The organism is Streptomyces camelliae, from assembly GCF_027625935.1.
GTDB lineage: Bacteria > Actinomycetota > Actinomycetes > Streptomycetales > Streptomycetaceae > Streptomyces > Streptomyces camelliae.
Genome location: NZ_CP115300.1, coordinates 7,041,799 through 7,068,035, shown reverse-complemented (window position 1 = coordinate 7,068,035; position 26,237 = coordinate 7,041,799). Strand labels below are relative to the sequence as shown.

Below are 26,237 nucleotides of genomic sequence, written 5' to 3'. Positions count from 1 at the left end.
GTCTTCCGGTTGACGGTCCGAAAACCCAAACGGAATGTCACGGCGGGCGACGGGGCTGGCCAATGCACGGGGTCAGGGGCGGGGCGAGGAGTGCCGATCAGGCCAGTCGTACGGCCTTAAACGGAATGGCCGGGACCGGCCTCACACCAGGGGGGTCATGAAGCGCCGCAGCCGCTCCTGGTACTCCTGCGGGTCGGCGTTCCACATCGCTCCGTGCGGGGCCCGGGCCACGGTGTGCAGGGCGACCAGGTCCGGGCGGCGGTCGGCGAGGCGGCGGGTGTACTCCCAGGGGGCGACCTCGTCGTCCGGGCCGTGGAAGATCAGGGTCGGTACGGTGAGCAGGTCGGGGTCGGTGGGCTGCGCGGCCCGGTCGGCGTACAGGCCGGTCCTGCCCTGGGCGGCCCGCACGGCGAGCGGCAGCAGGGGTGGCGGGGTGTGCCGGGCCCGGGCGAGGGCGCGCAGCGTGGCCTCCCAGCTCAGCACCGGTGAGTCGAGGACGAGCCCGGCGATGCGCTCGCGCACCGGGGAGTGCTCGGCGGCGCGCAGGGCCATGGTGGCGCCGGTGGACCAGCCGAGCAGGACGACGCGGCGGGCGCCGTAGCGGACGGCGTAGCGGATCGCGGCGTCGACGTCCCGCCACTCCGTCTCGCCGAGGTGGTTCAGCCCGTCCGGCGGGCGCGGGGCGCCGAGGTCGCCGCGGTAGGCGAGGGCGAGGACCGGGACCCGGCGGGAGTGCAGCGGGTCCATGAGGTTCATGGCCTGTTCCCGGGTGGTGCCGAGGCCGTGCACGGCGATCAGCCAGGTGTCCCGGGCGCCGGGCACGAACCAGGCGGGCAGGTTGCCCAGTTCGCCGGGCACGTCGATGTCCGCGTGGTCGAGGCCGAGGGCGGTGTCCGGATTGCCGACGTACAGGTTCGGGGTGAGCCACACCGGGTCGCCGGGGGCGAGGGTGCCGTGCGTGACGCGTTCCAGGCGGCGTACGACGGTGTCGGCGCTGTGCTCGGCCGCGTCCAGGACGGGGCCGACGACCGCGTGGGCACCGTCGCCGGCGAGGCCGTAGGTGCCGGGGCGCAGCGAGGCCAGATCGCGGGTCAGCGTGATCCGGCCGGCGGCCGTGGCGTGCACGGTGAGCCTGGGTTCGGTGGGCAGCGGGCGGCCCGCCGGCGCCTTCAGCGCGGCATCACTGGCCAGCCGCCCGACGGCGACGGACGCCGCACCGGCGGCGATGACCGCGGTGACCGCGGTGGCGGTCGCTCTGACTGGGCGCACCAGTCCAGTGTCGTGGGGGTTGCGGACACCGGCCAGTGGAGAGAGCGGGGCGGGGTGAGGCGGTGGGGGCGCGGGAGGGTTCGGCACGGCCGGGCATGCGCGGCGTGGCCGAGCGCCGTCGCGGGAGACTTCGGCACCGCCGGACATGCGCGGCCTGGCCGCGCGCCGTCGCGGCGGCTGTCGGTGGGCGGAGCCGGAAGGGAGCAGCGGGTCCGGGTGGGCGAAGGAAGCGGCGGCGGCTCTCGGTGAGCGGAGCCAGAAGGGAGCGGCGGGTCCGCGTGAGCGGAAGAAGCGGCGGCGGATCGCAGTGGTCGGAGCCAGAAGGGAGCGGCGGGTCCGCGTGAGCGGAAGAAGCGGCGGCGGATCGCAGTGGGCGGAGCCGGCGGCGATAGGGCAGGGCGCGCCGCATGGCCGGGGAATCGCGGGCTGTGCGGCGCGGGCTCACTTTCGCTGCCCGTACCCCCGCAGCCGCTCCCCCGCCTCCGCCAGTTGGGCCTCGGTCAGCAGGGTCGGGGTCAGGCCTGGTACCGAGGACGCCGTCAGCCACAGGCGGCACATCCACTCCAGCTGGGCGGTGCGGTCGTAGGCCTGGTCGAGGGTGGTGCCGTAGGTGATCGTGCCGTGGTTCTGCAGCAGGCAGCCGGAGCGGCCCGCCAGGGCGCGGAGCATGTTCTCGGCCAGTTCGTCGGTGCCGTAGGCGGCATAGGGGGCGACCCGGACGGGGCCGCCGAGGGCCGCGGCCATGTAGTGGACCGGCGGCAGCTCGGACACGAGCGTGGAGACCGCCGTGGCGTGCACGGCGTGGGTGTGGACGATCGCGCGGGCGTCGGTCGTGCGGTAGAGGGCGAGGTGCATGGGGAGCTCGCTGGTCGGCACCAGGGTGCCGAGCACCTGGCGGCCGGTGAGGTCCACGCCGGTGAGGTCGTCCGGGGTGAGCCGGTCGTAGGGGACGCCCGACGGGGTGACCAGCACGATGTCCCCTACGCGCACCGAGACGTTGCCGGAGGTGCCGACGACCAGCCCGTCGGCGACGGTCCGCCGCGCCGCCGCGACCAGGTCCGACCACGCCCGTTCCTGTTCCTGTTCCCGTTCCCGTTCCTGTTCCCGTCCCTGTCCGTGTCCCTGTCCGTGTTCCTCGTCCACCGAAGTCCTTCCCGGATCCGCCGTCACCGCTCAGCCGTCACCGCTCAGCCATTCCGCGATCCTGCCAGCCGTGGTCCGCCGGAGGCGGTGTGCGGCGGAAGGCGACCCGGAAACGGGTGCCTCCGAACGGGCGGAAGTCGCCACGAAACGCCGGAAAAAGGCGCTGCTTCGGTGGGCGCCGGGCCTTGAATGATCCCTCTTGCCCGTGGACGACCGCTCGTCCGCCGACCCGGGGAGACGCATGGCCAGTGAACGCACCCCCTTCCGCCGCCGCGCCGGTGTCGTCACGGCGGCCACGGCGGCGCTCGCCCTCGCGGTGCCCGCGGCCGCAGCCGGGCCCCCGGCGCTGGTCTCGGCCCTGCCCCAGGGGCACGACATCTCCTCGCACCAGGAGCACGTCGACTGGCCGTCCACCCGGACGAAGGGCGCACGGTTCGTCTACGTCAAGGCGACCGAGTCCACGGACTACCACAACCCCTACTTCGACGAGCAGTACGACGGCGCACGCGACGCGGGCCTGCTCCGGGGCGCGTACCACTTCGCGCTGCCGGACAAGTCCTCCGGCGCGGCGCAGGCCGCGTTCTTCGTGCGCAACGGCGGCGACTGGCAGGCGGACGGCTGGACGCTGCCGCCCGCGCTGGACATCGAATACAACCCGTACAGCGCGAAGCTCAAGTGCTACGGGCTGAGCAAGGCGAAGATGGTCCGCTGGATCCGGGCCTTCAGCGACGAGGTGAAGGAGGAGACCGGGCGCCGTCCGGTGATCTACACGACCACCCAGTGGTGGAAGCTCTGCACCGGCAACAGCCGTGCGTTCTCCTCCAGTCACGCGCTGTGGATCGCCCGGCACGGCACCGCCGGACCAGGGACGCTGCCGGGCGGCTGGCGGTACTGGACGTTCTGGCAGTACGGCACCGAGGGCACCTTTCCGGGTGACCAGAATCTCTTCAACGGGCCGGCCGACCGGCTGCGGACCTTCGCGCGCGGCCAGTAGCCAAGGGGCGCCTGGGTCCCGAGCGACACAAGACGGCAAGCGGAATCCCACCCGCCCTCTCCGGACATCGCCACGCCTGCCCCAGTTCACCTTCCGTTCACCCAGGTTGCCTACGGTCGTCCAGCCAATGACCTCGAACGATTGCCTGGGTAAATGGAAAGCTTCTCGCTGATCCTCGCGATTGTGGTGGTAACCGCACTCGCGTTTGATTTCACGAACGGTTTCCACGACACCGCCAACGCGATGGCCACCACCATCTCGACAGGCGCCCTGAAGCCCAAGATCGCAGTTGCCATGTCGGCCGCCCTGAATCTGGTGGGCGCCTTCCTCTCCGTGGAGGTCGCGAAGACGATCTCCAAGGGTCTCGTCGACGAGAAGGGGATCCGTCCCGAGGTCATCTTCGCCGCCCTGGTCGGCGCGATCCTCTGGAACCTGCTGACCTGGCTGGTGGGCCTGCCGTCCAGTTCCTCGCACGCCCTGATGGGCGGCCTGATCGGCGCCACGGTCGCCTCCGCCGGCTTCGGCGCCGTGCACGGCGACGTGCTGGTGACCAAGGTGCTCCTCCCGGCGGTCGCCGCACCGCTCGTCGCCGGCGTCGCGGCCCTGCTGTCCACCCGCCTGTCCTACGGCATCGGCGGCACGGCCGAGGGCGAGGCCACCCGCAAGGGCTACCGCGTCGGCCAGATCGCCTCCGCCGGCCTGGTCTCCCTCGCCCACGGCACCAACGACGCCCAGAAGACGATGGGCATCATCACCCTCGCGCTGATCGCGGGCGGCTCCCTCGCCCCGGGCTCGAACCCTCCCACCTGGGTGATCCTCTCCGCGGGCCTGGCCATCGCGCTCGGCACCTACATCGGCGGCTGGCGCATCATCCGCACCATGGGCACGGGCCTGACGGACCTGGAGCCGCGCCAGGGCTTCGCCGCCCAGACCAGCGCCGCGACCGCCATCCTGGCCTCCTCCCACCTGGGCTTCTCCCTCTCCACCACGCATGTCGTCTCCGGCGCGGTGATGGGCACGGGCCTCGGCCGCAAGGGCGGTGTGGTCCGCTGGTCCACCGCGACCCGCATGGCCATCGCCTGGGTCCTCACCCTTCCGGCCGCCGCGCTGGTCGGCGCGGGCGCCGAGTCCGTCACGGACCTCGGTGACTGGGGCACCGCCGCGGTCGCCGTCTTCCTGGTCGCCGCGAGCGCCGCGATCTGGAAGATCTCCCGCCGCGAGGTCGTGGACCACACCAACGTCGTCGAGGAGACCGAGGAGCCGGCCGGCGTGGTGACCACCGCCATCGCCGCCGTCACCCCGCCCCCGGCGGGCACGATCGGCGAGGACCTGACGGCCACGATCGCCTCCCCGGCCGCCGCCGCACCGGTCGCCCCGGCCACCCCGGCCGCAGCCACCTCGGCCACTCCGCCGGCCGCCACCGTCTGACCCCGGCCACCCGGTTACCGAAGGAAGCATCATGAAGATCGACTGGTCGGCCATCGGCTCCGTCTTCGGCGTCAGCCTCGCGGTCACGGTGGGCCTGGTGGCCGTGTTCACCCTCGGGGTGAGCGCTCTGGCGCGGCGTGAGAAGGCGGCGGCCCAGGGCAACTCCGCGGCCCTCGCCGTCACCGGCGCCTACGTCTGCTTCGCGGCCTGCGCGGCGGCGGTGGCGTACGGCATGTATCTGATCGTGGCGAAGGTCTGACCACACCTCGGCAGGGCTCCTCTCCGGCTCGTTCCGGAGAGGAGCCCTGCCGCATGTCCGGACCCGGGCGATGTGGGGATCGGCACACTCTCCCCCTGCAGGTCAACGGCAAGTTGACGGCCGTTCCGGACACGTGGTGGACTGCCCAGGCCATGTACGGCGGCAGGAGAGGAAGCCGGTGCGAATCCGGCGCGGTCCCGCCACTGTCACCGGGGAAGAACCCCCGGGAGCCAGGAACTCTCACCGCCGAATCTCCGTCGAACCAGGGCGCGGACACCCTGAGTGAGGACAACGATCGCCATGCCCGGCTGCCGAAGGACCCCTGTCAGGCCCGCTCCTGTACCCACGGCCGGCTGAGCCCATGGGTGCCGATCGCTCCTACGCGTACGGCGCCGCCGCCGGCCTTCTCGGGGACCTGCTCCTCGGCGATCCGCGCCGCGGGCATCCGGTCGCCGTGTTCGGGCGGGCGGCCACGGCCGTGGAAGGCGCGTTGTGGCGCGACCACCGCGGCTGGGGCGCGCTGCACACCGTCGTGTGCGCGGGCGGCGCCGTCGCCCTCGGCACGGTAGCCGCGCGCGCCGTACGCCCCTCCCCCGCCGCCTCCGCCGCGCTGACCGCCGCCGCCGTCTGGGCGGTCGTCGGCGGCACCTCGCTGGCCCGCGAGGCCGGCACGATCGGGCGGGCGCTGCAGGCCGGGGACATCGAGGCGGCCCGTGCCCGGCTGCCCCATCTGTGCGGCCGGGACCCGCAGGCGCTGGACGCCGACGGGATCGCGCGGGCCGTGGTCGAGTCCGTCGCCGAGAACACCTCCGACGCCGTCGTGGGCGCGCTGGTGTGGGGTGCGGTGGCCGGGGTGCCGGGGCTGCTCGGGTTCCGGGCCGTCAACACCCTGGACGCGATGGTGGGTCACAAGTCCCCTCGCCACCGCCGCTACGGCTGGGCCTCCGCCCGCCTCGACGACGTGGCCGGCTGGCCGGGGGCCCGGCTGACCGCCGTACTCGCCGCCGCTGCCGGTCCCGACCCGCGGGGTGCCCTGCGCGCCTGGAAGGCCGACGCCGGCATGCACCCGAGCCCCAACGCCGGGCCCGTGGAGGCCTCCTTCGCGGGCGCGCTCGGCGTGCGCCTCGGCGGCACCCTCTCCTACGGCGGCCGCGTCGAGCACCGGCCCGTCCTCAACGGGGACATGGGCCGGGCCGTCCGGGTCACCGACATCGACCGGGCCGTACGGCTCTCCCGCCGCGTCGGCCTCCTCGCGCTCGGCACCACGGTCGCCGCGCGCCTCCTCGTCAAAAGCCTGAAGGGACGTGGGAAGTGAACGGGGGACTCCTCGTCGCCGGCACCACCTCCGACGCCGGCAAGAGCGTCGTGACGGCCGGGATCTGCCGGTGGCTGGTGCGTCAGGGGGTGAAGGTCGCGCCGTTCAAGGCGCAGAACATGTCGCTCAACTCCTTCGTGACCCGTCAGGGCGCGGAGATCGGCCGGGCGCAGGCCATGCAGGCCCAGGCGTGCCGGATCGAGCCGACCGCGCTGATGAACCCCGTGCTGCTCAAGCCGGGCGGCGAGCAGAGCAGCCAGGTGGTGCTGCTGGGCAAGCCGGTCGGCGAGCTGAGCGCACGCGGCTACCACGGCGGGCGGCAGCAGAAGCTCCTCGGCACGGTGCTGGACTGTCTGGCCGAGTTGCGGGGCACGTATGACGCGGTGATCTGTGAGGGGGCGGGCAGCCCGGCCGAGATCAATCTGCGCCGGACCGACATCGTGAACATGGGGATCGCGCGGAACGCGCGGCTGCCCGTGCTGGTGGTGGGGGACATCGACCGCGGGGGCGTCTTCGCCTCCTTCTTCGGCACCGTCGCCCTGCTCTCGCCCGAGGACCAGGAGCTGATCGCGGGGTTCCTGGTGAACAAGTTCAGGGGCGATGTCTCGCTGCTGGAGCCGGGGTTGGAGATGCTCCAGGGCCTGACCGGGCGCGGGACGTACGGTGTGCTGCCGTTCCGGCACGGGCTCGGCATCGACGAGGAGGACGGGATGGGGGTCCCCCCGCGCGAGCGAAGCCGAGCGTGGGGGAGTGTCTCGCTGCGCGGGACCGTCCGGGAGTCGGCCGTCACTCCCCCGGTCGGCGAGGACGTGCTGCGGGTCGCCGTGTGCGCGATCCCGCTGATGTCCAACTTCACGGACGTGGACGCGCTGGCCGCCGAACCGGGCGTCGTGGTGCGGTTCGTGGACCGCCCGGAGGAGCTGGCCGACGCGGACCTCGTGGTGATCCCGGGCACGCGCGGGACCGTACGGGCGCTGGAGTGGCTGCGGGAGCGGGGCCTCGCCGACGCCCTTGTCCGCAGGGCCGCTGATCAGAGGCCGATCCTCGGCATCTGCGGCGGCTTCCAGATCCTCGGCGAGCACATCGAGGACGAGGTCGAGTCGCGCGCCGGCGCGGTCCCCGGGCTCGGGGTGCTGCCGGTGCGGGTGCGGTTCGCCCGCGAGAAGACGCTCACCCGGCCGGTCGGCGAGGCCCTCGGCGAGCGGGTCGAAGGGTACGAGATCCACCACGGCGTCGCCGAAATCACGGGCGGAGAAGCCTTCCTCGACGGCTGCCGGGTCGGCCGGACCTGGGGCACCCACTGGCACGGCTCGCTGGAGTCGGACTGCTTCCGGCGGGCCTTCCTGCGCGAGGTGGCCGCCGCCGCGGGCCGCCGCTTCGTGCCCGCGCCGGACACCTCCTTCGCCGCGCTGCGCGAGGAGCAGCTCGACCGGCTCGGCGATCTGATCGAACAGCACGCGGACACGGACGCGCTGTGGCGGCTCATCGAGTCGGGCGCGCCGCAAGGACTGCCTTTCATTCCACCGGGAGCGCCCGCATGAGCACAGTGTTGTTGTTGTCCACCGCCGACACGGATCTGCTGGCGGCTCGGGCCTCCGGTGCGGACTACCGCATCGGCAACCCGACCCGGGTGGACGTCGGGCAGGAGCTGCCGGAGCTGCTGGCGGGCGCGGGCCTCGCCGTCGTACGGCTGCTGGGCGGCAAGCGGGCCTGGGAGGAGGGGCTCGCCGCGCTGAAGGCGGCCGGGATCCCGACCGTGCTGCTGGGCGGCGAGGCCGTGCCGGACGCGGAGCTGATGGCCGAGTCGTCGGTGCCGGCCGGGGTCGTCGCGGAGGCGCTGCGGTACCTGGTCGAGGGCGGCCCGGCGAACCTGCTGGAGCTGTCCCGGTTCCTGTCCGACACCGTGCTGCTGACCGGCGAGGGCTTCGAGGAGCCGCGCACGATGCCGGCGTACGGCGTGCACGGTGAGCGTGCTCGCGTCGACGGCCGGCCGACGGTGGGCGTGCTCTTCTACCGGGCGCACGAGCTGAGCGGCAACACCGCCTTCGTGGACACCCTCTGCGACGCGATCGAGGCGCGGGGCGCCAACGCCCTTGCGGTGTACTGCGGTTCGCTGCGCGGCGCGGACGCGGGGCTGTACGAGCTGCTGGGCGGGGCCGACGCGCTGATCGCCACTGTGCTCGCGGCGGGCGGCACACACGCCTCGCAGGCCTCGGCGGGCGGTGACGAGGAGGCCTGGGACATCGGCGCCCTCGCCGACCTCGACGTCCCTGTGCTGCAGGGGCTCTGCCTCACCTCGTCGAAGAAGGCCTGGGAGGAGTCGGACGCCGCCCTCTCCCCCATGGACGCGGCGATGCAGGTCGCGATCCCGGAGTTCGACGGCCGCCTGATCACCGTGCCGTTCTCCTTCAAGGAGCAGGGCCCCGACGAGGTCCCGGTGTACGTCGCCGACCCCGAGCGGGCGGGCCGGGTCGCGGGGATCGCCGTACGGCACGCGCAGTTGAAGCACAAGCCGAACGCGGAGAAGAAGATCGCGCTGGTCTTCACCGCGTACCCCACCAAGCACTCCCGCGTCGGCAACGCGGTCGGTCTGGACACGCCCGCTTCGGCGGTCCGGGTGCTGGACGCACTCCGCGACGCCGGATACGGGATCACCGAATACCCCTCCGGCGGCGACGAGTTGATCCACCGGCTGATCGACGCCGGCGGCCACGACGTCGAGTGGCTGACCGAGGAGCAGCTGGCCGCCGCGCCCGCGCGGGTGCCGCTGGCCGATTACCGGGCGTGGTTCGACAAGCTCGACCCGGACCTCAGGGACGCCATGCTGGAGGCGTGGGGCGAGCCGCCGGGCAGCCTGTACGTCGACGGCGACGACATCGTGCTGGCCTCCCTCCGGTTCGGGAACGTCGTGGTCATGATCCAGCCGCCGCGCGGCTTCGGCGAGAACCCGATCGCGATCTACCACGACCCCGACATGCCGCCCTCGCACCACTACATGGCGGCCTACCGCTGGCTGGAGAACAGCTTCGGCGCGGACGCGATCGTGCACATGGGCAAGCACGGCACGATGGAGTGGCTGCCGGGCAAGGGGCTCGGGCTGAGCGCGGGGTGCGCGCCGGACGCCGTCCTCGGTGACCTCCCGCTCATCTACCCGTTCATCGTCAACGACCCCGGCGAGGGCACCCAGGCCAAGCGGCGCGGGCACGCCACGGTCGTCGACCACCTGGTGCCGCCGATGGCGCGCGCCGACACCTACGGTGACCTGGCCAAGCTGGAGCAGCTGCTGGACGAGTACGCGCTCGTCTCCGACCTGGACCCGGCGAAGGCGCCGGCCGTGCGCGCCCAGATCTGGACGCTGGTCAAGGCGGCCGAGCTGCACCACGACCTGCATGTGGACGAGCAGCCGGGCGACGACGACTTCGACGAGTTCGTCATGCACATCGACGGCTATCTGTGCGAGATCAAGGATGTGCAGATCCGCGACGGGCTGCACATCCTGGGCGGCGGCCCGGTCGGTGAGCCGCGCGTGAACCTGGTGCTGGCCGTGCTGCGGGCGTCCCAGGTGTGGGGCGGCCGGGCGAACGCGCTGCCGGGGCTCAGGGCCTGCCTCGCCGCTCATTTCGGGCTGGTGGAGAAGGAGTTGCTGGCCGAACCGGGGGCGCCGGTGAAGGTGCCGGTGGAGCTGACGGACCTGGTGGAGGGGCCCTCCCGTACGGGCGCCGACGCGATCGACCTGCTGGAGCAGCTGTGCCGGCGGATCGCGGAGGGCATGGAGGAGCGGGCCTGGGAGCGTACGGCCGTACCCGCCGTGCTGCGCGACGCGCTCCGCGTGCAACTCCCGGATGCCGTCGCCGTGTTGGAGTTCGCGTGCGACGAGGTCGTACCCCGGCTGGCGAAGACCACCGACGAGATCGGGCACATCCTGCGGGCCCTGGACGGCGGTTACGTCCCGGCCGGTCCCTCGGGTTCGCCGACCCGTGGTCTGGTGAACGTCCTGCCGACCGGCCGTAACTTCTACTCGGTCGACCCCAAGGCCATTCCGTCCAGGCTGAGTTGGGAGGTCGGGCAGTCGCTCGCCGACTCGCTGGTGCAGCGGTATCTGAGCGACACGGGCGAGTACCCGCAGTCCGTCGGCCTGACCGTGTGGGGCACGTCCGCGATGCGCACCCAGGGCGACGACATCGCCGAGATCCTGGCGCTGCTGGGCTGCCGTCCGGTGTGGGACGACGCCTCGCGCCGGGTGACGGGCTTCGAGATCGTGCCCCTGGCGGAGCTGGGCCGGCCGCGCATCGACGTCACGGTCCGTATCTCCGGCTTCTTCCGGGACGCGTTCCCGCATGTGGTCGGGCTGATCGACGACGCGGTGCGGGCGGTGGCGGAGCTGGACGAGCCGGCCGAGTCCAACTACGTGCGGGCGCATGTGGAGGAGGACGCGGCCGGGCACGGCGACCGGCGGCGCGCGACGGCCCGCATCTTCGGCTCGAAGCCGGGCGCGTACGGCGCGGGTCTGCTGCCGCTGATCGACGCCCGGAACTGGCGCTCCGATGCCGACCTGGCCGAGGTGTACGCGGTGTGGGGCGGGTACGCCTACGGGCGCGGGCTCGACGGGCGGGCGGCGCGCGGGGACATGGAGACGGCGTTCAAGCGGATCGCGGTGGCGGCGAAGAACGTCGACACCCGCGAGCACGACCTGGTCGACGCCGACGACTACTTCCAGTACCACGGCGGCATGGTGGCGATGGTCCGGCATCTGACCGGCGCCAACCCCGAGGCGTACGTGGGCGACAGTGCCGTTCCGGACCAGGTGAAGACCCGCACGCTGGGTGAGGAGACCCACCGTGTCTTCCGCGCCCGGGTGGTGAACCCGCGCTGGATGGCGGCGATGCGCCGGCACGGCTACAAGGGCGCCTTCGAGATGGCGGCGACCGTGGACTACCTGTTCGGCTACGACGCCACCGCGGGCGTGGTCGACGACTGGATGTACGAGAAGCTCAGCGCGGAGTACGTCTTCGACCCGGAGAACCGGGACTTCATGAAGGAGTCCAACCCGTGGGCGCTGCGCGGCATCACCGAGCGGCTCCTTGAGGCGGCGGACCGGGGGCTGTGGGCGGAGCCGGACGCGGACACGCTGGAGCGGCTGCGCGCCACGTATCTGGAGCTGGAAGGCGACTTGGAGGGCGACGACCAGTGACAACTCCCTTCCCTTTCACGGCCGTTGTCGGTCAGGACGATCTGCGGCTCGCGCTGCTGCTGAACGCGGTCAGCCCCGCCGTCGGCGGTGTGCTGGTGCGTGGTGAGAAGGGCACGGCCAAGTCGACGGCGGTACGCGCCCTTTCGGCGCTGCTGCCCGGGGTGGCCGTGGTCTCCGGGTGCCGGTTCTCCTGTGACCCGGCGGCACCGGATCCGGCCTGCCCGGACGGCCCGCACGAGCAGGCGTCCGGTACGGCACGGCCCGCACGGATGGTCGAGCTGCCCGTCGGGGCCTCAGAGGACCGGCTGGTCGGCGCCCTCGACATCGAGCGGGCGCTCGCCGAGGGCGTGAAGGCGTTCGAGCCGGGGCTGCTGGCCGACGCGCACCGGGGCATCCTCTACGTCGACGAGGTCAACCTCCTCCACGACCACCTGGTCGACCTGCTGCTGGACGCGGCGGCGATGGGCGCCTCGTACGTGGAGCGCGAGGGTGTGTCGGTGCGGCATGCGGCGCGCTTCCTGCTCGTCGGGACCATGAATCCCGAGGAAGGCGAATTGCGACCCCAATTGTTGGATCGTTTCGGGCTGACCGTCGAGGTCGCGGCCTCGCGGGAGCCCGATCAGCGGGTGGAGGTCGTGCGGCGCCGGCTGGCGTACGACGACGATCCGAGCGGGTTCGCCGCACGGTGGGCGGACGAAGAGGCTGCCGTACGCCAACGGATCGTGGCGGCACGGGAGTTGCTGCCGCAGGTGCGGCTGGGAGACGGGGCGCTCCGGCAGATCGCGGCGACCTGTGCCGCCTTCGAGGTGGACGGCATGCGGGCCGACATCGTGATGGCGCGTACGGCGACCGCGCTGGCCGCGTGGGCCGGGCGGACCGACGTGCTCGCCGAGGACGTACGGCAGGCGGCGCTGCTCGCGCTGCCGCACCGCAGGCGCCGTAACCCCTTCGACGCTCCCGGTCTGGACGAGGACAAGCTGGACGAGACCCTGGAGCAGTTCTCCGGGGACGACTCGCAGGGTGATGAGGATCCCGATCCCGACGGGCCCGGGGGCGGCGGCGGGCAGCCGGCGCCCGACAGCGGACCGCAGGGTGGCGGGGACACCGCCGCGCGCCCCGAGGCCGGTGAGGGCGGGGAGCCGCAGGCGTCCGGCGGGCGGGAACAGTCGGCCGTACGGGCCGCCGAGCCGTTCCGGACCAAGGTGCTGAGCGTGCCCGGGATCGGTGAGGGTGCCGCCGGGCGGCGCTCGCGGGCGCGGACCGAGCACGGGCGGACCACCGGGGCCCGCCGGCCCCAGGGGGCGCTGACCAAGCTGCATCTGGCCGCGACCGTGCAGGCCGCCGCCCCGCACCAGCGGGTGCGCGGCCGGTCCGGGCCGGGGCTGGTGATCCGCCGGGACGATCTGCGGCAGGCGACCAGGGAGGGCCGCGAGGGCAACCTCGTGCTGTTCGTCGTGGACGCCTCCGGATCGATGGCGGCGCGGCAGCGGATGAGCGCCGTGAAGGGTGCGGTGCTGTCGCTGCTGCTCGACGCCTATCAGCGGCGGGACAAGGTGGGGCTGGTGACCTTCCGGGGGGCCGGTGCCGATGTCGCGCTGCCGCCGACGTCCTCCGTGGATGCCGCCGCCGTACGGCTGGAGTCGCTGCCGACGGGTGGGCGCACGCCGCTGGCGGCCGGGCTGCTCACGGCACATGACGTGCTGCGGGTGGAGCGGTTGCGGGATCCCGCGCGCAGGGCGCTGGTCGTGGTGGTGACCGACGGGCGGGCGACCGGTGGCCCGGAGCCGGTGGCGCTGGCCGGGCGGGCGGCACGGCTGTTCGCGGCCGAGGGGGTCGCCTCGGTGGTCGTGGACTGCGAGTCGGGTCCGGTGCGGCTGGGGCTGGCCGGGCAGCTCGCGGGTGAGCTGGGCGGTACGGCCGTCACGCTGGACGAGCTGCGGGCGGACTCGATCGCCGGGCTGGTCAAGGGAATGCAGAGCAGGAGGGCCGCGTAATGCCGCAAGGACAGCCGAGTGTCGTACCGGACGACGGACTGACGACCCGTCAGCGCCGGAACCGTGCGCTGGTCGTCGTGCACACGGGCGTCGGCAAGGGCAAGTCCACCGCCGCGTTCGGGCTCGCGCTGCGTGCCTGGAACCAGGGGTGGCCGATCGGGGTGTTCCAGTTCGTCAAGTCGGCGAAGTGGAAGGTCGGCGAGGAGAACGCGCTGCGCGTGCTCGGCGCCTCCGGCGAGGGCGGCACCGTCGACTGGCACAAGATGGGCGAGGGCTGGTCGTGGGTGCAGCGGGACGCCCAGATGGACAACGAGGAGAAGGCCCGGGAGGGCTGGGAGCAGGTCAAGCGGGACCTGGCGGCCGAGACGTACCGGCTGTACGTGCTGGACGAGTTCGCCTATCCGATGCACTGGGGATGGGTGGACACCGATGAGGTGATCGAGGTGCTGCGGGACCGGCCGGGCACCCAGCACGTCGTCATCACCGGGCGGAACGCGCCGGAGAAGCTGGTGGACTTCGCGGACCTGGTGACCGACATGTCCAAGGTCAAGCACCCCATGGACGTGGGCCAGAAGGGCCAGAAGGGCATCGAGTGGTGAGGTCGTCGGTGCCACGGCTGGTCATCGCCGCGCCCGCCTCGGGCAGCGGCAAGACCACCGTGGCCACGGGGCTGATGGCCGCGTTCGCCGCGCGGGGGCTCGCCGTGTCCCCGCACAAGGTCGGGCCGGACTACATCGACCCCGGGTACCACGCGCTCGCGACCGGGCGGACCGGGCGGAACCTGGACGCCTACCTGTGCGGGCCGGAGCTGATCGCTCCGCTGTTCCTGCACGGGGCACGGGGGTGCGACCTGGCCGTGGTCGAGGGTGTGATGGGGCTGTACGACGGGGCGGCGGGCGAAGGCGAGCTGGCCTCCACCGCGCACGTGGCCAAGCTGCTGGGCGCTCCGGTGGTGCTGGTGGTCGACGCGTCGTCGCAGTCCCGGTCCGTCGCCGCGCTGGTGCACGGGTTCGCTTCCTGGGATCCGGGGGTGCGGGTCGGGGGCGTGATCCTCAACAAGGTGGGCTCCGACCGGCATGAGGAGTTGCTGCGGGAGGCGTTGGATTCGGCCGGTGTGCCGGTGCTGGGTGCCCTGCGGCGGGCTCAGCAGGTGGACACGCCTTCTCGGCACCTTGGGCTGGTGCCGGTCGCCGAGCGGGGCTCCGCCGCGGTCGAGGCCGTCGCCGCGATGGCTGCGCAGGTGTCCGCCGGCTGTGACATGGCGGCGCTGGAGGCACTGGCCCGTGCTGCCGGTCCCGTACCAGGGGGCTCCGCCCCCTGGACCCCCGCCTCGTCCGCCCTCCACCCGACTCGCTCGGCCGGGAGGCGAGGGCAGGGCGGGCCCGAACCGTCGGCCGGGAAGCCGACCCCCGTCGTCGCCGTCGCCGGTGGACCCGCCTTCACCTTCTCCTACGCCGAGCACACCGAGCTGCTCGCCGCAGCCGGTGCCGACGTCGTCACCTTCGATCCCCTCCGTGACGAGCAACTGCCCGAAGGCACCGCAGGGTTGGTCATCGGTGGGGGTTTCCCCGAGGTGTACGCCGGTGAGCTGGCCGCCAACGAGCCGTTGCGCAAGGCCGTCGCGGAGCTGGCCCTCGGCGGTGCCCCCGTGGCCGCCGAATGTGCCGGACTGCTCTATCTCTGCCGGGAGTTGGACGGGCAGCCCATGTGCGGGGTGCTGGATGCCACCGCGCGGATGACGCAGCGGCTGACGCTCGGTTACCGGGAGGCCGTGGCCGTCGGGGACAGTGTGCTGGCCGTCGCCGGGACGCGGATGCGGGGGCACGAGTTCCATCGCACCGTTGTCGAGCCCGGCGCCGGGGCGGCTCCCGCCTGGGGAGTGCGGGCGCCCGTACGGCGGGTGGAAGGTTTCGTACAGCAGGGCGTGCACGCGAGTTATCTGCACACGCACTGGGCGGCCGAGCCCGGTGTGGCCCGTCGGTTCGTGGAGAGGTGCCGGACGTCATGAGCAGCAGGCTGGTCGGGGTCGGGGTGGGTCCTGGTGACCCGGAGCTGGTGACCGTCAAGGGGGTCAACGCCCTGCGCGCGGCCGATGTCGTCGTCGTACCCGTCATGGACACCGGTGAGCGGGGGCGGGCCGAGGCGACCGTGCTGCACTACGTGGGCGCGGAGAAGGTCGTCCGGGTGGTGTTCGCGCTGAACGAGCGGACCGACCGGGCGCGCCGGGAGGCCGCCTGGGACGCGGCGGGCGAGCGGGTCGCCGAGCTGCTGCGGCGGCACGGGTCCGTCGCCTTCGCCACCATCGGCGACCCCAATGTGTACTCGACGTTCACGTATCTCGCGCAGACCATCGTGGCGCTCGTGCCGGACGTGGTCGTCGAGACCGTGCCCGGGATCACCGCCATGCAGGATCTCGCGGCGCGCTCCGGTGCCGTGCTGACCGAGGGCACCGAGCCGCTGACCCTCGTACCGGTCACGGCCGGGTCCGCCGTGCTCAAGGACGCGCTGGCGGGGCCGGGGACGGTCGTCGCGTACAAGTTCGGGCGGCAGGCCGCCGAGGTCGCGGAGGCGCTCACGGAGACCGGGCGGCTGGCGGACGCCGTGTGGGGTTCGGCGCTGGGTCTGGCGGAGGAGTCGGTGCGGCCGGCCGCCGAGCTGGACGGGGAGCCGCTGCCGTACCTCTCCACGCTGATCGCGCCGCCGCGCCGGGACGGCGGACGGGGCGGGAAGCTGTGACCCGCCCCCTCGGGGTGACCCGCTCCCTCGGGGTGACTCGCTCCCTCGGGGTGCGCGGTCCCGTCGGATCAGCCGCCGGAGATGCCGACCACCAGCCAGATGAAGGCCGCGCCCGCCACCGTGCACAGCAGGGTGGAGCGCGCGGGGTGCTCGTGGTGGGCCTCGGGCAGGATCTCGGCGGCGGCGAGATAGAGCAGCGCGCCGCCGAAGAGGCCCAGATAGCCGCCGAGCAGCGGTTCGGGGATGTGGAAGAAGACCGTCGACAGCGCGCCCAGCACCGGTGCGCAGGCGTCGGCCACCAGCATCCCGATGGCCCGGCGGCGGGCGTTGCCGTACAGGCTGGTGATGGTGAAGGTGTTGAAGCCGTCGGCGAAGTCGTGCGCGATCACGGCGAGCGCGACGGCCGCGCCCATGCCGCCGCCCACCTGGAAGGCGGCGCCGATCGCCACGCCGTCCATGGCGCTGTGCCCCACCATCGCGCCGGCCGCCGCCAGGCCCACCTCGGGCGCCCGGTGCCGGTGCCCCTCGGCTCCGCCGTGCGGGGCCTGCCGGGCGGCCAGGGTGCGTTCGACCAGATGGGCCAGCAGGAAGCCGGCCACGAAGAGCAGCAGGGCGGCGGGTACGCCGAAGATCTCGCGGTCGGCGGCGTGCAGCGCCTCCGGCAGCAGGTCCAGGCCGACCACGCCCAGCATCAGACCGCCGGCCAGGCCCAGGACCAGATGCCGACGGTCGGTCACCCGCTGTGCCGTCCAGCCGCCGGCCAGCGTCATCAGGAACGCGCCGAGCGCGACGAAGACCGCCATAGGCCCTTGCTATCCGATGGAGGCACCTTCGCGCACATCCGGCACCTCCCATATCCCCCTACACCCTGACATTTCGCTGCTCCCGCAGTGTGTTTTCCGTACGAGAGGACCTTTCCCATGGCCGATGCCACTGCCGATGCCAAGGGCGACGCCACTGCCGATGCCAGGGGCGACGCCCCCGCCGGCAAGGTGACGTTCGTCGGTGCCGGCCCCGGCGCCGCCGATCTGCTGACGTTCCGCGCCGCGCGCGCGATCGCCGACGCGGACGTGGTGATCTGGGCGGCCAGCCTGGTCCAGGCGGAGGTGCTGGAGCACGCGCGAGCGGACGCGGAGATCCTGGACTCGGCGACCATGTCCCTGGAGGACGTCGTCGCCGTCTACCGGCGCGCCCGCGCCGAGGGTCTGAAGGTGGCCCGGATCCACTCCGGCGACCCGGCGCTGTGGGGCGGCACGCAGGAGCAGCTGGACCGGTGCGCCGAGATCGGGATCGCGACCGAGGTCGTCCCCGGTGTGTCGGCGTTCTCGGCCGTGGCCGCGCTCGCGCAGCGCGAGCTGACCATCCCCGAGGTCGCGCAGTCCGTCGTCCTCACCCGGCTGGGCGGCGGCAAGACGCCGATGCCGCCCGGCGAGGAGGTACGGGAGTTCGCCCGGCACGGTACGACGATGGCGATCTTCCTGTCGGCGGCGCGCAGCGGGCAGCTGGTGCGCGAGCTGCTGGAGGGCGGCTACCCGACGGACACCCCCGTGGTCATCGCCTACCAGGCGACCTGGCCGGAGGAGCTGCTCGTGAAGTGCACGATCAGCACGCTGGAGGAGACGGTCAAGGAGCACAGGCTCTGGAAGCACACGCTCTTCCTGGTCGGCCCGGCGCTGGACGCGCACGGGACGCGGTCGCACCTGTACCACCCGGGGCACTTCCACGGCTACCGCAAGGCCGACCCGGAGGCCCGGCGGGCCCTGCGCGAGCGGGGAGCGAGCAGTTGATCACGGTCGTCGGCGCGGGGACCGGGGCGCCGGTTCCCGAGGACGTCGTGGCGGGGGCCGCGCTCGTCGTCGGCGGGCGGCGGCACCTGGACGCCGTGCGGCTGCCCGAGGCGGCCGAGCGGATCGTCCTCGGGCCGCTGGCGCCCGCGCTGGACACGATCGCCGGGTACGTGGCGAAAGAGCTCCCGGTGCTCGTGCTGGCCTCCGGGGACCCCGGGTTCTTCGGGATCGTGCGGGCGCTGGCCGAGCGGTTCGGGGCCGGGCTGCTGGACGTGCGGCCCGGGGTGTCGTCCGTGGCGACGGCGTTCGCGCGGCTCGGGCTGCCCTGGGACGACGCGGTCGTGGTCAGCGCGCACGGGCGGGAGCTGCGCACAGCCGTGAACGTCTGCCGGGCCCGGCCCAAGGTGGCCGTCCTCACCGGGCCGGGGGCCGGGCCCGCCGAGCTGGGCGCCGCGCTCACCGGGTGCGACCGGGTGCTGGTCGTGGCGAGCGCGCTCGGCGATCCGGCGCACGAGCGCGTGGAGCGGGTGACGCCCGCCGAGGCGGCGGCCCGGGACTGGGGTACGGCGGTGAGCGTGGTGCTGTGCCTGGACGAGGCGCGGGCGCTCGGCGCGGTGCGTACGGTCGCCGGGGTGCCGGAGCAGCCCGGCCGGTGGGCGCTGGAGGAGTACGAGATCGCACACCGGGACTCGATGATCACCAAGTTCGAGGTGCGTGCGCTGGCCCTGGCCCGGCTCGGGCCCCGGCTCGGCGACCTGGTGTGGGATGTCGGCGCCGGGTCGGGCTCGGTGGCGGTGGAGTGCGCGCGGCTCGGCGCTGCCGTCGTCGCCGTCGAGAAGACCGGCGAGGGGGTCGGGCTGATCCGCGCCAACGCGGCCGCGCACGGCGTCGAGGTGGACGTGGTGCACGGGGCGGCACCGGACGCGCTGGCCGGACTGGACACCCCCGACGCCGTGTTCATCGGCGGCGGCGGGCGTGATCTTCCCGACATCGTCGGCGCGTGCGCGCGGCGGGCGCGGCGGGCGGTCGTCGTCGCGATGGCGGCCCTGGACCGGGTGCCTGCGGCGCGCGAGGCGCTCGTGGCGGCCGGGTTCGCCTGTGGCGGGGTGCTGCTCCAGTCCTCGCGGCTGGCGCCGCTGCCGGGGAATGTGACCCGGCTCGCGGCGACCAATCCTGTGTTTCTGCTCTGGGGCGAGAGATTTCTGGCGTCTAGTGAAGGAGTTCCTCAGTGATCGGCCTGATTTCCGCCACCGCGGCGGGGGCGGCGGCGCGCGACCGGCTGGCCGCGGCGTGGCCGTCGCGGACGCGGGTGTACGAGGGTCCCGTCGGGGAGGCGGTGCGGGCCGCGTTCGCGGAGTGCGAGCAGCTGGTGTGCTTCCTGGCGACGGGAGCGACCGTACGACTGCTCGCGCCGCTGCTCGGCGACAAGACGGCGGACCCGGGTGTGGTGTGCGTGGACGAGGGCGGCCGGTACGCCGTGTCGCTGGTCGGCGGACACGGCGGCGGCGCCAACGAACTCGCCCGCGAGGTGGGCGAGTTGCTGGGGGCGGAGCCCGTGGTGACGACCGCGACGGACTCCGTCGGGCTGCCGGGGCTGGACACGCTCGGGCTGCCGTACGAGGGTGCGGTGGCCGCGGTCTCGCGCGCGCTGCTGGACGGCGAACCGGTCGCCCTGCAGGCCGAGTTGACCTGGCCGCTGCCGGCGCTGCCGACGTCGGCGCAGGGCCCGTACACGATCCGGCTGACGGACCGGGCCGTCGAGCCCGGCGAGCGTGAGGTGCTGCTCCGGCCGCCGTCGCTGGTGGTCGGGGTGGGCGCGTCCCAGGGGGCGCCGGCGCAGGAGGTGCTCGGGCTGGTCGAGGAGACACTCGCGCAGGCGGGTCTCTCGGTCACGTCCGTCGCCGAACTGGCCACCGTGGACGCCAAGTCGGAGGAGCCGGGCATCGTGGCGGCCGCCGAGCGGCTGGGGGTGCCCCTGGTGACGTACTCCGCCGAGGAGCTGGCGGCCGTCGAGGTGCCCAACCCGTCGGACGCGCCGCTCGCGGCCGTCGGCACGCCGTCCGTGGCGGAGGCCGCCGCCCTGGTCCGGGGCGGCGAACTCCTCGTACCGAAGCGGAAGTCCGTACGCGCTGACGGCCGGCCCGCCATGGCGACCTGTGCCGTGGTACGGCGTCCGGCGCGCGGGCGGCTCGCGGTGGTCGGGCTCGGACCCGGCGCCCGGGACCTGCTCACCCCGCGTGCCACGGCCGAACTCCGGCGCGCTTCCGTGCTGGTGGGCCTCGACCAGTACGTCGACCAGATCCGCGATCTGCTGCGGCCGGGCACGCGGGTGCTGGAGTCCGGGCTCGGCGCCGAGGAGGAGCGGGCCCGTACGGCGGTCGCGGAGGCCCGCAAGGGGCACGCGGTGGCACTGATCGGCAGCGGGGACGCGGGCGTGTACGCGATGGCGTCCCCGGCGCTGGCCGAGGCGTCCGACGACATCGACGTGGTCGGGGTGCCCGGGGTGACGGCCGCGCTGGCCGCCGGGGCGATCCTGGGTGCGCCGCTGGGCCACGACCATGTGTCCATCAGCCTGTCCGACCTGCACACGCCGTGGGAGGTCATCGAGCGGCGGGTGCGGGCGGCGGCCGAGGCGGACCTCGTCGTGACGTTCTACAACCCGCGTTCGCGGGGCCGCGACTGGCAGCTGCCCAAGGCGCTCGCGATCCTCGCCGGGCACCGGGAGCCGACGACGCCCGTCGGTGTCGTACGCAACGCGTCCCGGCCGGACGAGTCGAGCCGGGTGACCACCCTCGGCGCGCTCGACCCGGCGACGGTCGACATGATGACGGTCGTGACGGTGGGCAACACCGCGACCCGGAACATCGCGGGGCGCATGGTGACCCCGCGCGGCTACCGCTGGCAGGCAGCGCAGGAGGAGGCCCGGTGAACCGTGTCGTCCACCCGATCGAGCAGGAGTCCTACCGGCGGTTGCGCGCCCGGCTGGACACCTCGCACTTCCCGCCGCTGACGAGGGCGGTGGTGGAGCGGGTCATCCACTCCGCCGCCGACCTCGACTACGCCGGCGACCTCGTCATGGACGAGGGCGACCTGGCGAAGGCCCATGCGGCGCTGCACGCCGGGGCGCCGGTCGTCGTCGACGTCGAGATGGTGGGCGCCGGGATCACCCGGCGCGAGACCGTCTGCCGGCTGAAGGACGCCGAGGCGGGCCCCGGCCTGACGCGTTCGGCGCACGCGATCCGGCTCGCCTACGAGCAGGTCGGCCCGGGTGCCCTCTGGGTGATCGGCAACGCGCCGACCGCCCTGGAGGAGCTGCTCACCCTGGACGCCTCCCCCGCGCTCGTCATCGGCCTGCCCGTCGGCTTCGTCGGGGCCGTCGAGTCCAAGGCCGCGCTCCGCGAGAGCGGGCTGCCCGCCGTGAGCAACGTGTCCGAGAAGGGCGGGTCGGCGGTGGCCGCCGCCGCGCTCAACGCCCTGCTGTACCACCCCACTTCATCCGAGGAGACCCCGTGACCACCCCGCCGCCCGCCCTGCTCATCGCCGGTCACGGCACCCGGGACGAGGCCGGAGCCGAGGCGTTCCGCGACTTCGTCCGGGAGCTGGGCCGCCGCCACCCCGAACTGCCCGTCGCGGGCGGCTTCATCGAGCTGTCCCCGCCGCCGCTCGGCGAGGCCGTCGCCGAGCTGGTCGAGCGGGGTGTACGACGGTTCGCGGCGGTGCCGCTGATGCTGGTGTCCGCCGGGCACGCCAAGGGTGACATCCCGGCCGCGCTGGCCCGCGAGAAGGAACGGCACCCGGGGATCTCGTACGCCTACGGCCGTCCGCTGGGCCCGCACCCGGCGCTGCTGGGCGTGCTGGAGCGGCGGCTGGACGAGGCGCTGGGCTCCTCCGGGCGGAGCCCCGAGGACCGGTCGGACGTGACCGTGCTGCTGGTCGGGCGCGGCTCGACCGACCCGGACGCCAACGCCGAGGTGTACAAGGCGGCCCGGCTGCTGTGGGAGGGGCGCGGGTACGCCGGTGTGGAGACGGCGTTCGTGTCGCTGGCGGCGCCGGACGTGCCGAGCGGGCTGGACCGGTGCGTGCGGCTGGGGGCGAAGCGGATCGTCGTACTCCCCTACTTCCTGTTCACCGGGATCCTGCCGGACCGGGTGCGGCAGCAGACCGAGGGCTGGGCGGCCGCGCACCCGGAGGTCGAGGTGCGCTCCGCCGAGGTCATCGGGCCCGAGCCGGAGCTGCTGGACCTGGTGATGGAGCGGTACGCGGAGGCGGTCGAGGGCGATCTGCGGATGAACTGCGACTCGTGCGTGTACCGGATCGCGCTGCCGGGCTTCGAGGACAAGGTGGGTCTGCCGCAACAGCCGCACTTCCACCCGGACGACGACGGGCACCACGGCCATGGACACGGGCACGGGCAGCACCATCACGGGGGGCACACGCACAGCCATGCACACTGAGGACAGCAGGCACGATCTGCGGCATCACGGCGACGCCGAGGTCCGTGACGACGGCTCGGCGCTGGTGGACCTCGCCGTCAACGTCCGCGCGGACACTCCCCCGGCGTGGCTGCGGGAACGCATCGCCGAGTCGCTGGGCTCGCTCGCGGCCTACCCGGACGGGCGGGCCGCGCGGGCGGCGGTGGCGGCGCGGCACGGCCTGCCGGTGGAGCGGGTGCTGCTGACGGCCGGGGCGGCGGAGGCGTTCGTGCTGCTGGCGCGCGCGCTGAAGGTACGGCAACCCGTCGTCGTGCACCCGCAGTTCACCGAGCCGGAGGCCGCGCTGCGGGACGCGGGGCACACCGTGGACCGGGTGCTGCTGCGGGAGGCGGACGGGTTCCGGCTGGATCCGGCGGCGGTGCCGGAGGAGGCCGACCTCGTGGTGATCGGGAACCCGACCAACCCCACGTCGGTCCTGCATCCGGCGGACACGATCACCCGGCTCGCCCGTCATGGGCGGACGCTGGTGGTGGACGAGGCGTTCATGGACGCGGTGCCGGGCGAGCGGGAGACGCTGGCCGGGCGGACCGACGTACCGGGTCTGGTGGTGCTGCGCAGCCTGACCAAGACCTGGGGGCTGGCCGGGCTGCGGATCGGGTATGTGCTGGCCGCGCCGGAGACCATCGGGTCGCTGGAGCAGGCCCAGCCGCTGTGGCCGGTGTCCACGCCGGCGCTGGCCGCGACCGAGGCGTGTATGACGCCCCGGGCGCTGGCGGAGGCGGGGCATGCGGCGCACCGGATCGCGGCGGACCGGGCGCATCTGGTGGCGGGGCTCTCCGCTTTCGCCGACCGGGGTGTCTCGGTGGCCGGTCCGGCGGAGGGGTCGTTCGTGCTGGTCCGGATGCCGGGGGCGGCCGGGGTACGACGCCGGTTGCGTGAGCTCGGCTACGCCGTGCGCCGGGGTGACACGTTTCCGGGGCTCGGCGAGGAATGGGTACGGGTGGCTGTGCGGGACCGGGGCACGGTGAACGGGTTCCTTTCGGCACTGTCCGTCGCGCTGCCGTAGCTGGGGCTCCGCCCCTGGACCCCGCCTCGCCCGCCCTCCACCCGAAACTGTCGGCTGAGAGGTTCCGTCAGGAGATCGCCCTGAGCCCACCCCTCGCGCGCGCCCCGCGTTCGCCGCGCCCGTACCCCCGGAGTTCGGCGATCGCCTCGGCCGTCCGCTCGTCCGCCGGAAGGTACACGACAAGCTGCTGGGCGTCCGCCGTGACGTCCAGCGTCTCGCGAGTGAGCCGGAGTTCGTGTCCCGACGGGTGGTTCAGGCGCAGCACCCCGCGCTGCGGCACCACGTGCAGGTTCAGGCGGCGCGTGAACTCCGGGCCCGCCACCGGGGCCAGTTCCGTGCTGAGCCACTCCGCGTTCTCGATGGACGGGCCGAGCCACAGGTCGAAGGCCTGCTCGTCGGCGACCTCGGACCAGTCGGTGAAGAAGGTGCGGGCGCGCGGGTCGGTGAAGACGTACCGGGTGAGGTTCGGGGTGTCGCTGTCGAGGAGTCCGGTGCCGTCCGTCAGCAGCTCGTAGCCGCTGGTGCGGGCGAGGATGTCGCCGAGGCGGTTGGTCACGACGGCGATGCCCGGTTCCAGCAGGCGGAGCGTGTCGAGCAGGGCGGGGCGGACGTCCCGGCGGGGCGGGGCCGGCCGGGTGTGGCTGGGGCAGGCGCCGCCGGTGATCTTCGCGAGGTAGCGCAGATGACCGCGCTCGGCCGCGTCCAGACTGAGCGCGTCGGCGAGGCAGTTGAGCACGGACACCGAGGGGTTGCGGTCGCGGCCCTGTTCGATGCGGGTCAGGTACTCGACGCTGATGCCGGCGCGTGCGGCCAGGTCGAGCCGGCGCAGCCCCGGTGAGCGGCGGCGGCCGCGCTCCGGCAGTCCCAGTGTCTGCGGCTGGATGCTGTCCCGCTTGGCCCGGACGAAGTCCCCCAGTGGTGTACCCATGAGGGGAGGATAGGTCGCCCCTGTGACCGTCGCCGAGGGCTCAGCGTGGCCCTGCGGGGGCCAGCCTGGGCACGGCCTGGCTGTGCGGTGCCGGGCGCCCGATCGTGGTGGGCATGGAGAACACGAACACGCACAAGCTGCTGATCATCGTCGGAAGCGTTCGGGAGGGCCGGTTCGGGCCGGTCGTCGGGTCGTGGGTGGCGGAACAGGCCCGCACGCACGGGGGGTTCGAGGTCGACGTGGTCGATCTGGCCGACATCGACATCCCGTTGGCGCTGCCGGCCGAGTCGCCGAAGTTCGCGGGGGACGCCTACCCGCGGCCGGCCGGGATGGCCCGGCTGACGTCGGCGCTGGCCGAGGCCGACGCGTTCATCGTCGTCACGCCCGAGTACAACCACAGCTACCCCGCCTCCCTGAAGGCCGCGATCGACTGGCACTTCACCCAGTGGACGGCGAAGCCGGTCGCCTTCGTCAGCTACGGCGGCGCGGCCGGCGGCCGGCACGCGGTGCTGCACCTGGAGAACGTGCTGACGGAGCTGCACGCGGTGACCATCCGGGACGGGCTCGCCTTCCCGAACTACTTCACCGCCTGGCAGGACGGCCGCCCCCTGGACGAGACGGCCGCCGGTTTCGCGAAGACCCTGCTCGACCAGCTGTCCTGGTGGGCGGCGACGCTGCGGGCGGGCCGGGAGACCGCTCCCTACCCGGCGTGAGGGCTGGGCAGGGAGCGGCAGAAGGCCGTGCCGTCAGCCCTTGCGGCGCCGGGCCACCGTCACCGCTCCCCCGCCGGCCAGCACCAGCGCCAGGGCACCGCCCGCGATGTACGGAGTCGCCGAGCTGCCGCCGGTCTCCGCGAGGTCGGCGCGGGATCCCTGCGCCTTGACGTCGGCGACCGGGTCGTGGCTCTGCGCCGGGTCGCCGGCGGGCGCGGACGCCGGGGACTCGCAGGTGGCGCGGGCCAGGGTGACCGTGCCCTCGACATCGGCCACGTTGAGCTTCAACGGGTTGACGGAGACCTTGAGTTCGAGGGCGGTGGCGGCCGCCGTACGGGTCGTGGTGCTCCGCCGGGACAGGTCGAGGCGGACCTCGCCGACGCCGGGCACCTTCACCTCGGTCGGGCCGCCGGCGGTGAGCGTGACGCGCTTGCCGAGGACGGTGACGGCGCCGAGGACGTTCGCGGCGGCGACCGGTGCCCTGCCGGCCTCGCAGGTGGCGTCGGCGGTGATCGTGTCGGCCTCGATCAGGGACAGCAGGGGCAGGCCGGGGACGTGCAGTCGGGCGTGGGCGAGCCGGACCGAGCCCTCGGCGCGCCGCGCGGTCACCGTGGCCTTCGCCGAGGCGACGTCCGCGCCGAGGACGGTGAACGGTCTGCCGCCGGCCACGCCGTCGAGCCGCGCGGACAGGGCGGTCCGGTCGGCGCTCTGCGGTGCCTGGACCTCGTTGAGGGAGACCGCGAGCGGGACGTCGACGGTCTTGTTGAGCAGGGACACGTCGAGACCGGTGCGGAGCACCACTGCGGTCGCGCGGCCGTGGTCACCGGTCGCGTGCGCGGCGCCCGCTCCCAGGACCACGGGGACTGCGGTGAGGGCGGTGACCGTCGCCAGGGCGGCGAGTCTGCGCGCGGGCATGCGGAAGTCGTTGCTGTTCAAGGTGGTGGGACCCCCAGAAGGAACCTGCTTGGGACCCGTCAACCT

General features: G+C 73.7%; 22 protein-coding genes and 1 riboswitch. Of the genes, 17 read left to right on the top strand and 5 right to left on the bottom strand.

Annotated elements, in window-relative coordinates; all coding sequences use genetic code 11:
* Window positions 1–141: 141 nt before the first annotated feature.
* Both O1G22_RS32345 and O1G22_RS32340 read right to left on the bottom strand, forming a co-directional pair.
* Window positions 142–1,269 (bottom strand): alpha/beta hydrolase, encoded by a 1,128-nt coding sequence (locus tag O1G22_RS32345; RefSeq protein WP_270084552.1) that lies wholly within the window; start codon window positions 1,267–1,269, stop codon window positions 142–144.
* Between the two features lie 441 nt (window positions 1,270–1,710).
* Complete coding sequence (locus O1G22_RS32340; RefSeq protein ID WP_428986425.1) at window positions 1,711–2,412, bottom strand: class II aldolase/adducin family protein; 702 nt, start codon at window positions 2,410–2,412, stop codon at window positions 1,711–1,713.
* A gap of 241 nt (window positions 2,413–2,653) precedes the next feature.
* Between O1G22_RS32340 and O1G22_RS32335 the strand changes: the two genes are divergently transcribed.
* The 10 genes from O1G22_RS32335 to cobI all read left to right on the top strand — a co-directional run bounded on the left by O1G22_RS32335 (window position 2,654) and on the right by cobI (window position 16,329).
* On the top strand, window positions 2,654–3,406 hold the full coding sequence (locus tag O1G22_RS32335; protein WP_270084551.1) for a lysozyme: 753 nt from the start codon (window positions 2,654–2,656) through the stop codon (window positions 3,404–3,406).
* 153 nt (window positions 3,407–3,559) lie between these two features.
* The gene (locus tag O1G22_RS32330) at window positions 3,560–4,834 is read left to right on the top strand and encodes an inorganic phosphate transporter (RefSeq protein WP_270084550.1); all 1,275 of its coding nucleotides are present in this window, start codon (window positions 3,560–3,562) and stop codon (window positions 4,832–4,834) included.
* A gap of 31 nt (window positions 4,835–4,865) precedes the next feature.
* Window positions 4,866–5,093 (top strand): hypothetical protein, encoded by a 228-nt coding sequence (locus tag O1G22_RS32325; protein WP_225100784.1) that lies wholly within the window; start codon window positions 4,866–4,868, stop codon window positions 5,091–5,093.
* Window positions 5,094–5,213: 120 nt separating this feature from the next.
* Window positions 5,214–5,355, top strand: a riboswitch (cobalamin riboswitch).
* Window positions 5,356–5,454: 99 nt separating this feature from the next.
* Complete coding sequence (locus O1G22_RS32320) at window positions 5,455–6,408, top strand: cobalamin biosynthesis protein (protein WP_270084549.1); 954 nt, start codon at window positions 5,455–5,457, stop codon at window positions 6,406–6,408.
* Window positions 6,405–7,949: a cobyric acid synthase gene (locus tag O1G22_RS32315; protein ID WP_270084548.1), complete on the top strand. Its 1,545-nt coding sequence runs from the start codon at window positions 6,405–6,407 to the stop codon at window positions 7,947–7,949. The genes O1G22_RS32320 and O1G22_RS32315 overlap by 4 nt, the downstream gene beginning before the upstream one ends.
* On the top strand, window positions 7,946–11,599 hold the full coding sequence (cobN, locus tag O1G22_RS32310) for a cobaltochelatase subunit CobN (RefSeq protein ID WP_270084547.1): 3,654 nt from the start codon (window positions 7,946–7,948) through the stop codon (window positions 11,597–11,599). The genes O1G22_RS32315 and cobN overlap by 4 nt, the downstream gene beginning before the upstream one ends.
* On the top strand, window positions 11,596–13,593 hold the full coding sequence (locus O1G22_RS32305; RefSeq protein WP_270084546.1) for a putative cobaltochelatase: 1,998 nt from the start codon (window positions 11,596–11,598) through the stop codon (window positions 13,591–13,593). Before cobN ends, O1G22_RS32305 begins: the two co-directional genes overlap by 4 nt.
* Window positions 13,593–14,192 carry a cob(I)yrinic acid a,c-diamide adenosyltransferase gene (gene cobO, locus O1G22_RS32300; protein ID WP_270084545.1) on the top strand — a complete coding sequence of 200 codons (600 nt, stop codon included), beginning with the start codon at window positions 13,593–13,595 and terminating at the stop codon, window positions 14,190–14,192. The genes O1G22_RS32305 and cobO overlap by 1 nt, the downstream gene beginning before the upstream one ends.
* Window positions 14,189–15,601, top strand: a complete 1,413-nt coding sequence (locus O1G22_RS32295) for a cobyrinic acid a,c-diamide synthase CobB (RefSeq protein WP_428986523.1) — start codon at window positions 14,189–14,191, stop codon at window positions 15,599–15,601. The genes cobO and O1G22_RS32295 overlap by 4 nt, the downstream gene beginning before the upstream one ends.
* A complete protein-coding gene (cobI, locus tag O1G22_RS32290; RefSeq protein ID WP_225100790.1) occupies window positions 15,598–16,329 on the top strand; it encodes a precorrin-2 C(20)-methyltransferase in 732 nt (243 codons plus the stop codon). Before O1G22_RS32295 ends, cobI begins: the two co-directional genes overlap by 4 nt.
* 68 nt (window positions 16,330–16,397) lie before the next feature.
* On the opposite strand, the gene O1G22_RS32285 is transcribed toward cobI, so the two are convergent.
* Window positions 16,398–17,132, bottom strand: coding sequence for a ZIP family metal transporter (locus tag O1G22_RS32285; RefSeq protein WP_270084543.1), 735 nt, complete (start codon window positions 17,130–17,132; stop codon window positions 16,398–16,400).
* Window positions 17,133–17,249: 117 nt separating this feature from the next.
* Between O1G22_RS32285 and cobM the strand changes: the two genes are divergently transcribed.
* From cobM to cobC, 6 genes are read left to right on the top strand one after another with little or no spacing between them, the layout of a single operon-like run.
* The gene (gene cobM, locus O1G22_RS32280; RefSeq protein WP_270084542.1) at window positions 17,250–18,116 is read left to right on the top strand and encodes a precorrin-4 C(11)-methyltransferase; all 867 of its coding nucleotides are present in this window, start codon (window positions 17,250–17,252) and stop codon (window positions 18,114–18,116) included.
* Window positions 18,113–19,348 carry a precorrin-6y C5,15-methyltransferase (decarboxylating) subunit CbiE gene (gene cbiE, locus O1G22_RS32275; RefSeq protein WP_270084541.1) on the top strand — a complete coding sequence of 412 codons (1,236 nt, stop codon included), beginning with the start codon at window positions 18,113–18,115 and terminating at the stop codon, window positions 19,346–19,348. Before cobM ends, cbiE begins: the two co-directional genes overlap by 4 nt.
* A complete protein-coding gene (gene cobJ, locus O1G22_RS32270; protein WP_270084540.1) occupies window positions 19,345–21,045 on the top strand; it encodes a precorrin-3B C(17)-methyltransferase in 1,701 nt (566 codons plus the stop codon). The genes cbiE and cobJ overlap by 4 nt, the downstream gene beginning before the upstream one ends.
* A complete protein-coding gene (locus O1G22_RS32265; protein WP_270084539.1) occupies window positions 21,042–21,629 on the top strand; it encodes a precorrin-8X methylmutase in 588 nt (195 codons plus the stop codon). The genes cobJ and O1G22_RS32265 overlap by 4 nt, the downstream gene beginning before the upstream one ends.
* On the top strand, window positions 21,626–22,570 hold the full coding sequence (locus O1G22_RS32260) for a sirohydrochlorin chelatase (protein WP_270084538.1): 945 nt from the start codon (window positions 21,626–21,628) through the stop codon (window positions 22,568–22,570). The genes O1G22_RS32265 and O1G22_RS32260 overlap by 4 nt, the downstream gene beginning before the upstream one ends.
* Entirely contained in the window at window positions 22,560–23,615 is a 1,056-nt protein-coding gene (gene cobC, locus O1G22_RS32255) for an Rv2231c family histidinol phosphate aminotransferase CobC (RefSeq protein ID WP_270084537.1), read from the top strand. Before O1G22_RS32260 ends, cobC begins: the two co-directional genes overlap by 11 nt.
* Window positions 23,616–23,682: 67 nt before the next feature.
* On the opposite strand, the gene O1G22_RS32250 is transcribed toward cobC, so the two are convergent.
* Window positions 23,683–24,543: a helix-turn-helix domain-containing protein gene (locus tag O1G22_RS32250; protein ID WP_270084536.1), complete on the bottom strand. Its 861-nt coding sequence runs from the start codon at window positions 24,541–24,543 to the stop codon at window positions 23,683–23,685.
* A 113-nt stretch (window positions 24,544–24,656) separates the two neighbouring features.
* Here O1G22_RS32250 and O1G22_RS32245 point away from each other — a divergent pair, with 113 nt between their 5' ends.
* A complete protein-coding gene (locus O1G22_RS32245; protein ID WP_270084535.1) occupies window positions 24,657–25,256 on the top strand; it encodes an NADPH-dependent FMN reductase in 600 nt (199 codons plus the stop codon).
* Between the two features lie 33 nt (window positions 25,257–25,289).
* Here O1G22_RS32245 and O1G22_RS32240 read toward each other — a convergent pair whose 3' ends face one another.
* A complete protein-coding gene (locus tag O1G22_RS32240; RefSeq protein WP_270084534.1) occupies window positions 25,290–26,192 on the bottom strand; it encodes an SCO1860 family LAETG-anchored protein in 903 nt (300 codons plus the stop codon).
* Between the last annotated feature and the right edge of the window lie 45 nt (window positions 26,193–26,237).

What these genes read in the sequence shown, in the direction of transcription:
- O1G22_RS32330 (WP_270084550.1), top strand. Translation starts at nt 3,560, where the DNA reads ATGGAAAGCTTCTCGCTGATCCTCGCGATTGTGGTGGTAACCGCACTC.
- O1G22_RS32285 (WP_270084543.1), bottom strand. Translation starts at nt 17,132, where the DNA reads ATGGCGGTCTTCGTCGCGCTCGGCGCGTTCCTGATGACGCTGGCCGGC.
- O1G22_RS32335 (WP_270084551.1), top strand. Translation starts at nt 2,654, where the DNA reads ATGGCCAGTGAACGCACCCCCTTCCGCCGCCGCGCCGGTGTCGTCACG.
- O1G22_RS32250 (WP_270084536.1), bottom strand. Translation starts at nt 24,543, where the DNA reads ATGGGTACACCACTGGGGGACTTCGTCCGGGCCAAGCGGGACAGCATC.
- cobM (WP_270084542.1), top strand. Translation starts at nt 17,250, where the DNA reads ATGGCCGATGCCACTGCCGATGCCAAGGGCGACGCCACTGCCGATGCC.
- cobI (WP_225100790.1), top strand. Translation starts at nt 15,598, where the DNA reads ATGAGCAGCAGGCTGGTCGGGGTCGGGGTGGGTCCTGGTGACCCGGAG.
- cobC (WP_270084537.1), top strand. Translation starts at nt 22,560, where the DNA reads ATGCACACTGAGGACAGCAGGCACGATCTGCGGCATCACGGCGACGCC.
- O1G22_RS32245 (WP_270084535.1), top strand. Translation starts at nt 24,657, where the DNA reads ATGGAGAACACGAACACGCACAAGCTGCTGATCATCGTCGGAAGCGTT.
- cobO (WP_270084545.1), top strand. Translation starts at nt 13,593, where the DNA reads ATGCCGCAAGGACAGCCGAGTGTCGTACCGGACGACGGACTGACGACC.
- cobN (WP_270084547.1), top strand. Translation starts at nt 7,946, where the DNA reads ATGAGCACAGTGTTGTTGTTGTCCACCGCCGACACGGATCTGCTGGCG.
- O1G22_RS32320 (WP_270084549.1), top strand. Translation starts at nt 5,455, where the DNA reads ATGGGTGCCGATCGCTCCTACGCGTACGGCGCCGCCGCCGGCCTTCTC.
- O1G22_RS32325 (WP_225100784.1), top strand. Translation starts at nt 4,866, where the DNA reads ATGAAGATCGACTGGTCGGCCATCGGCTCCGTCTTCGGCGTCAGCCTC.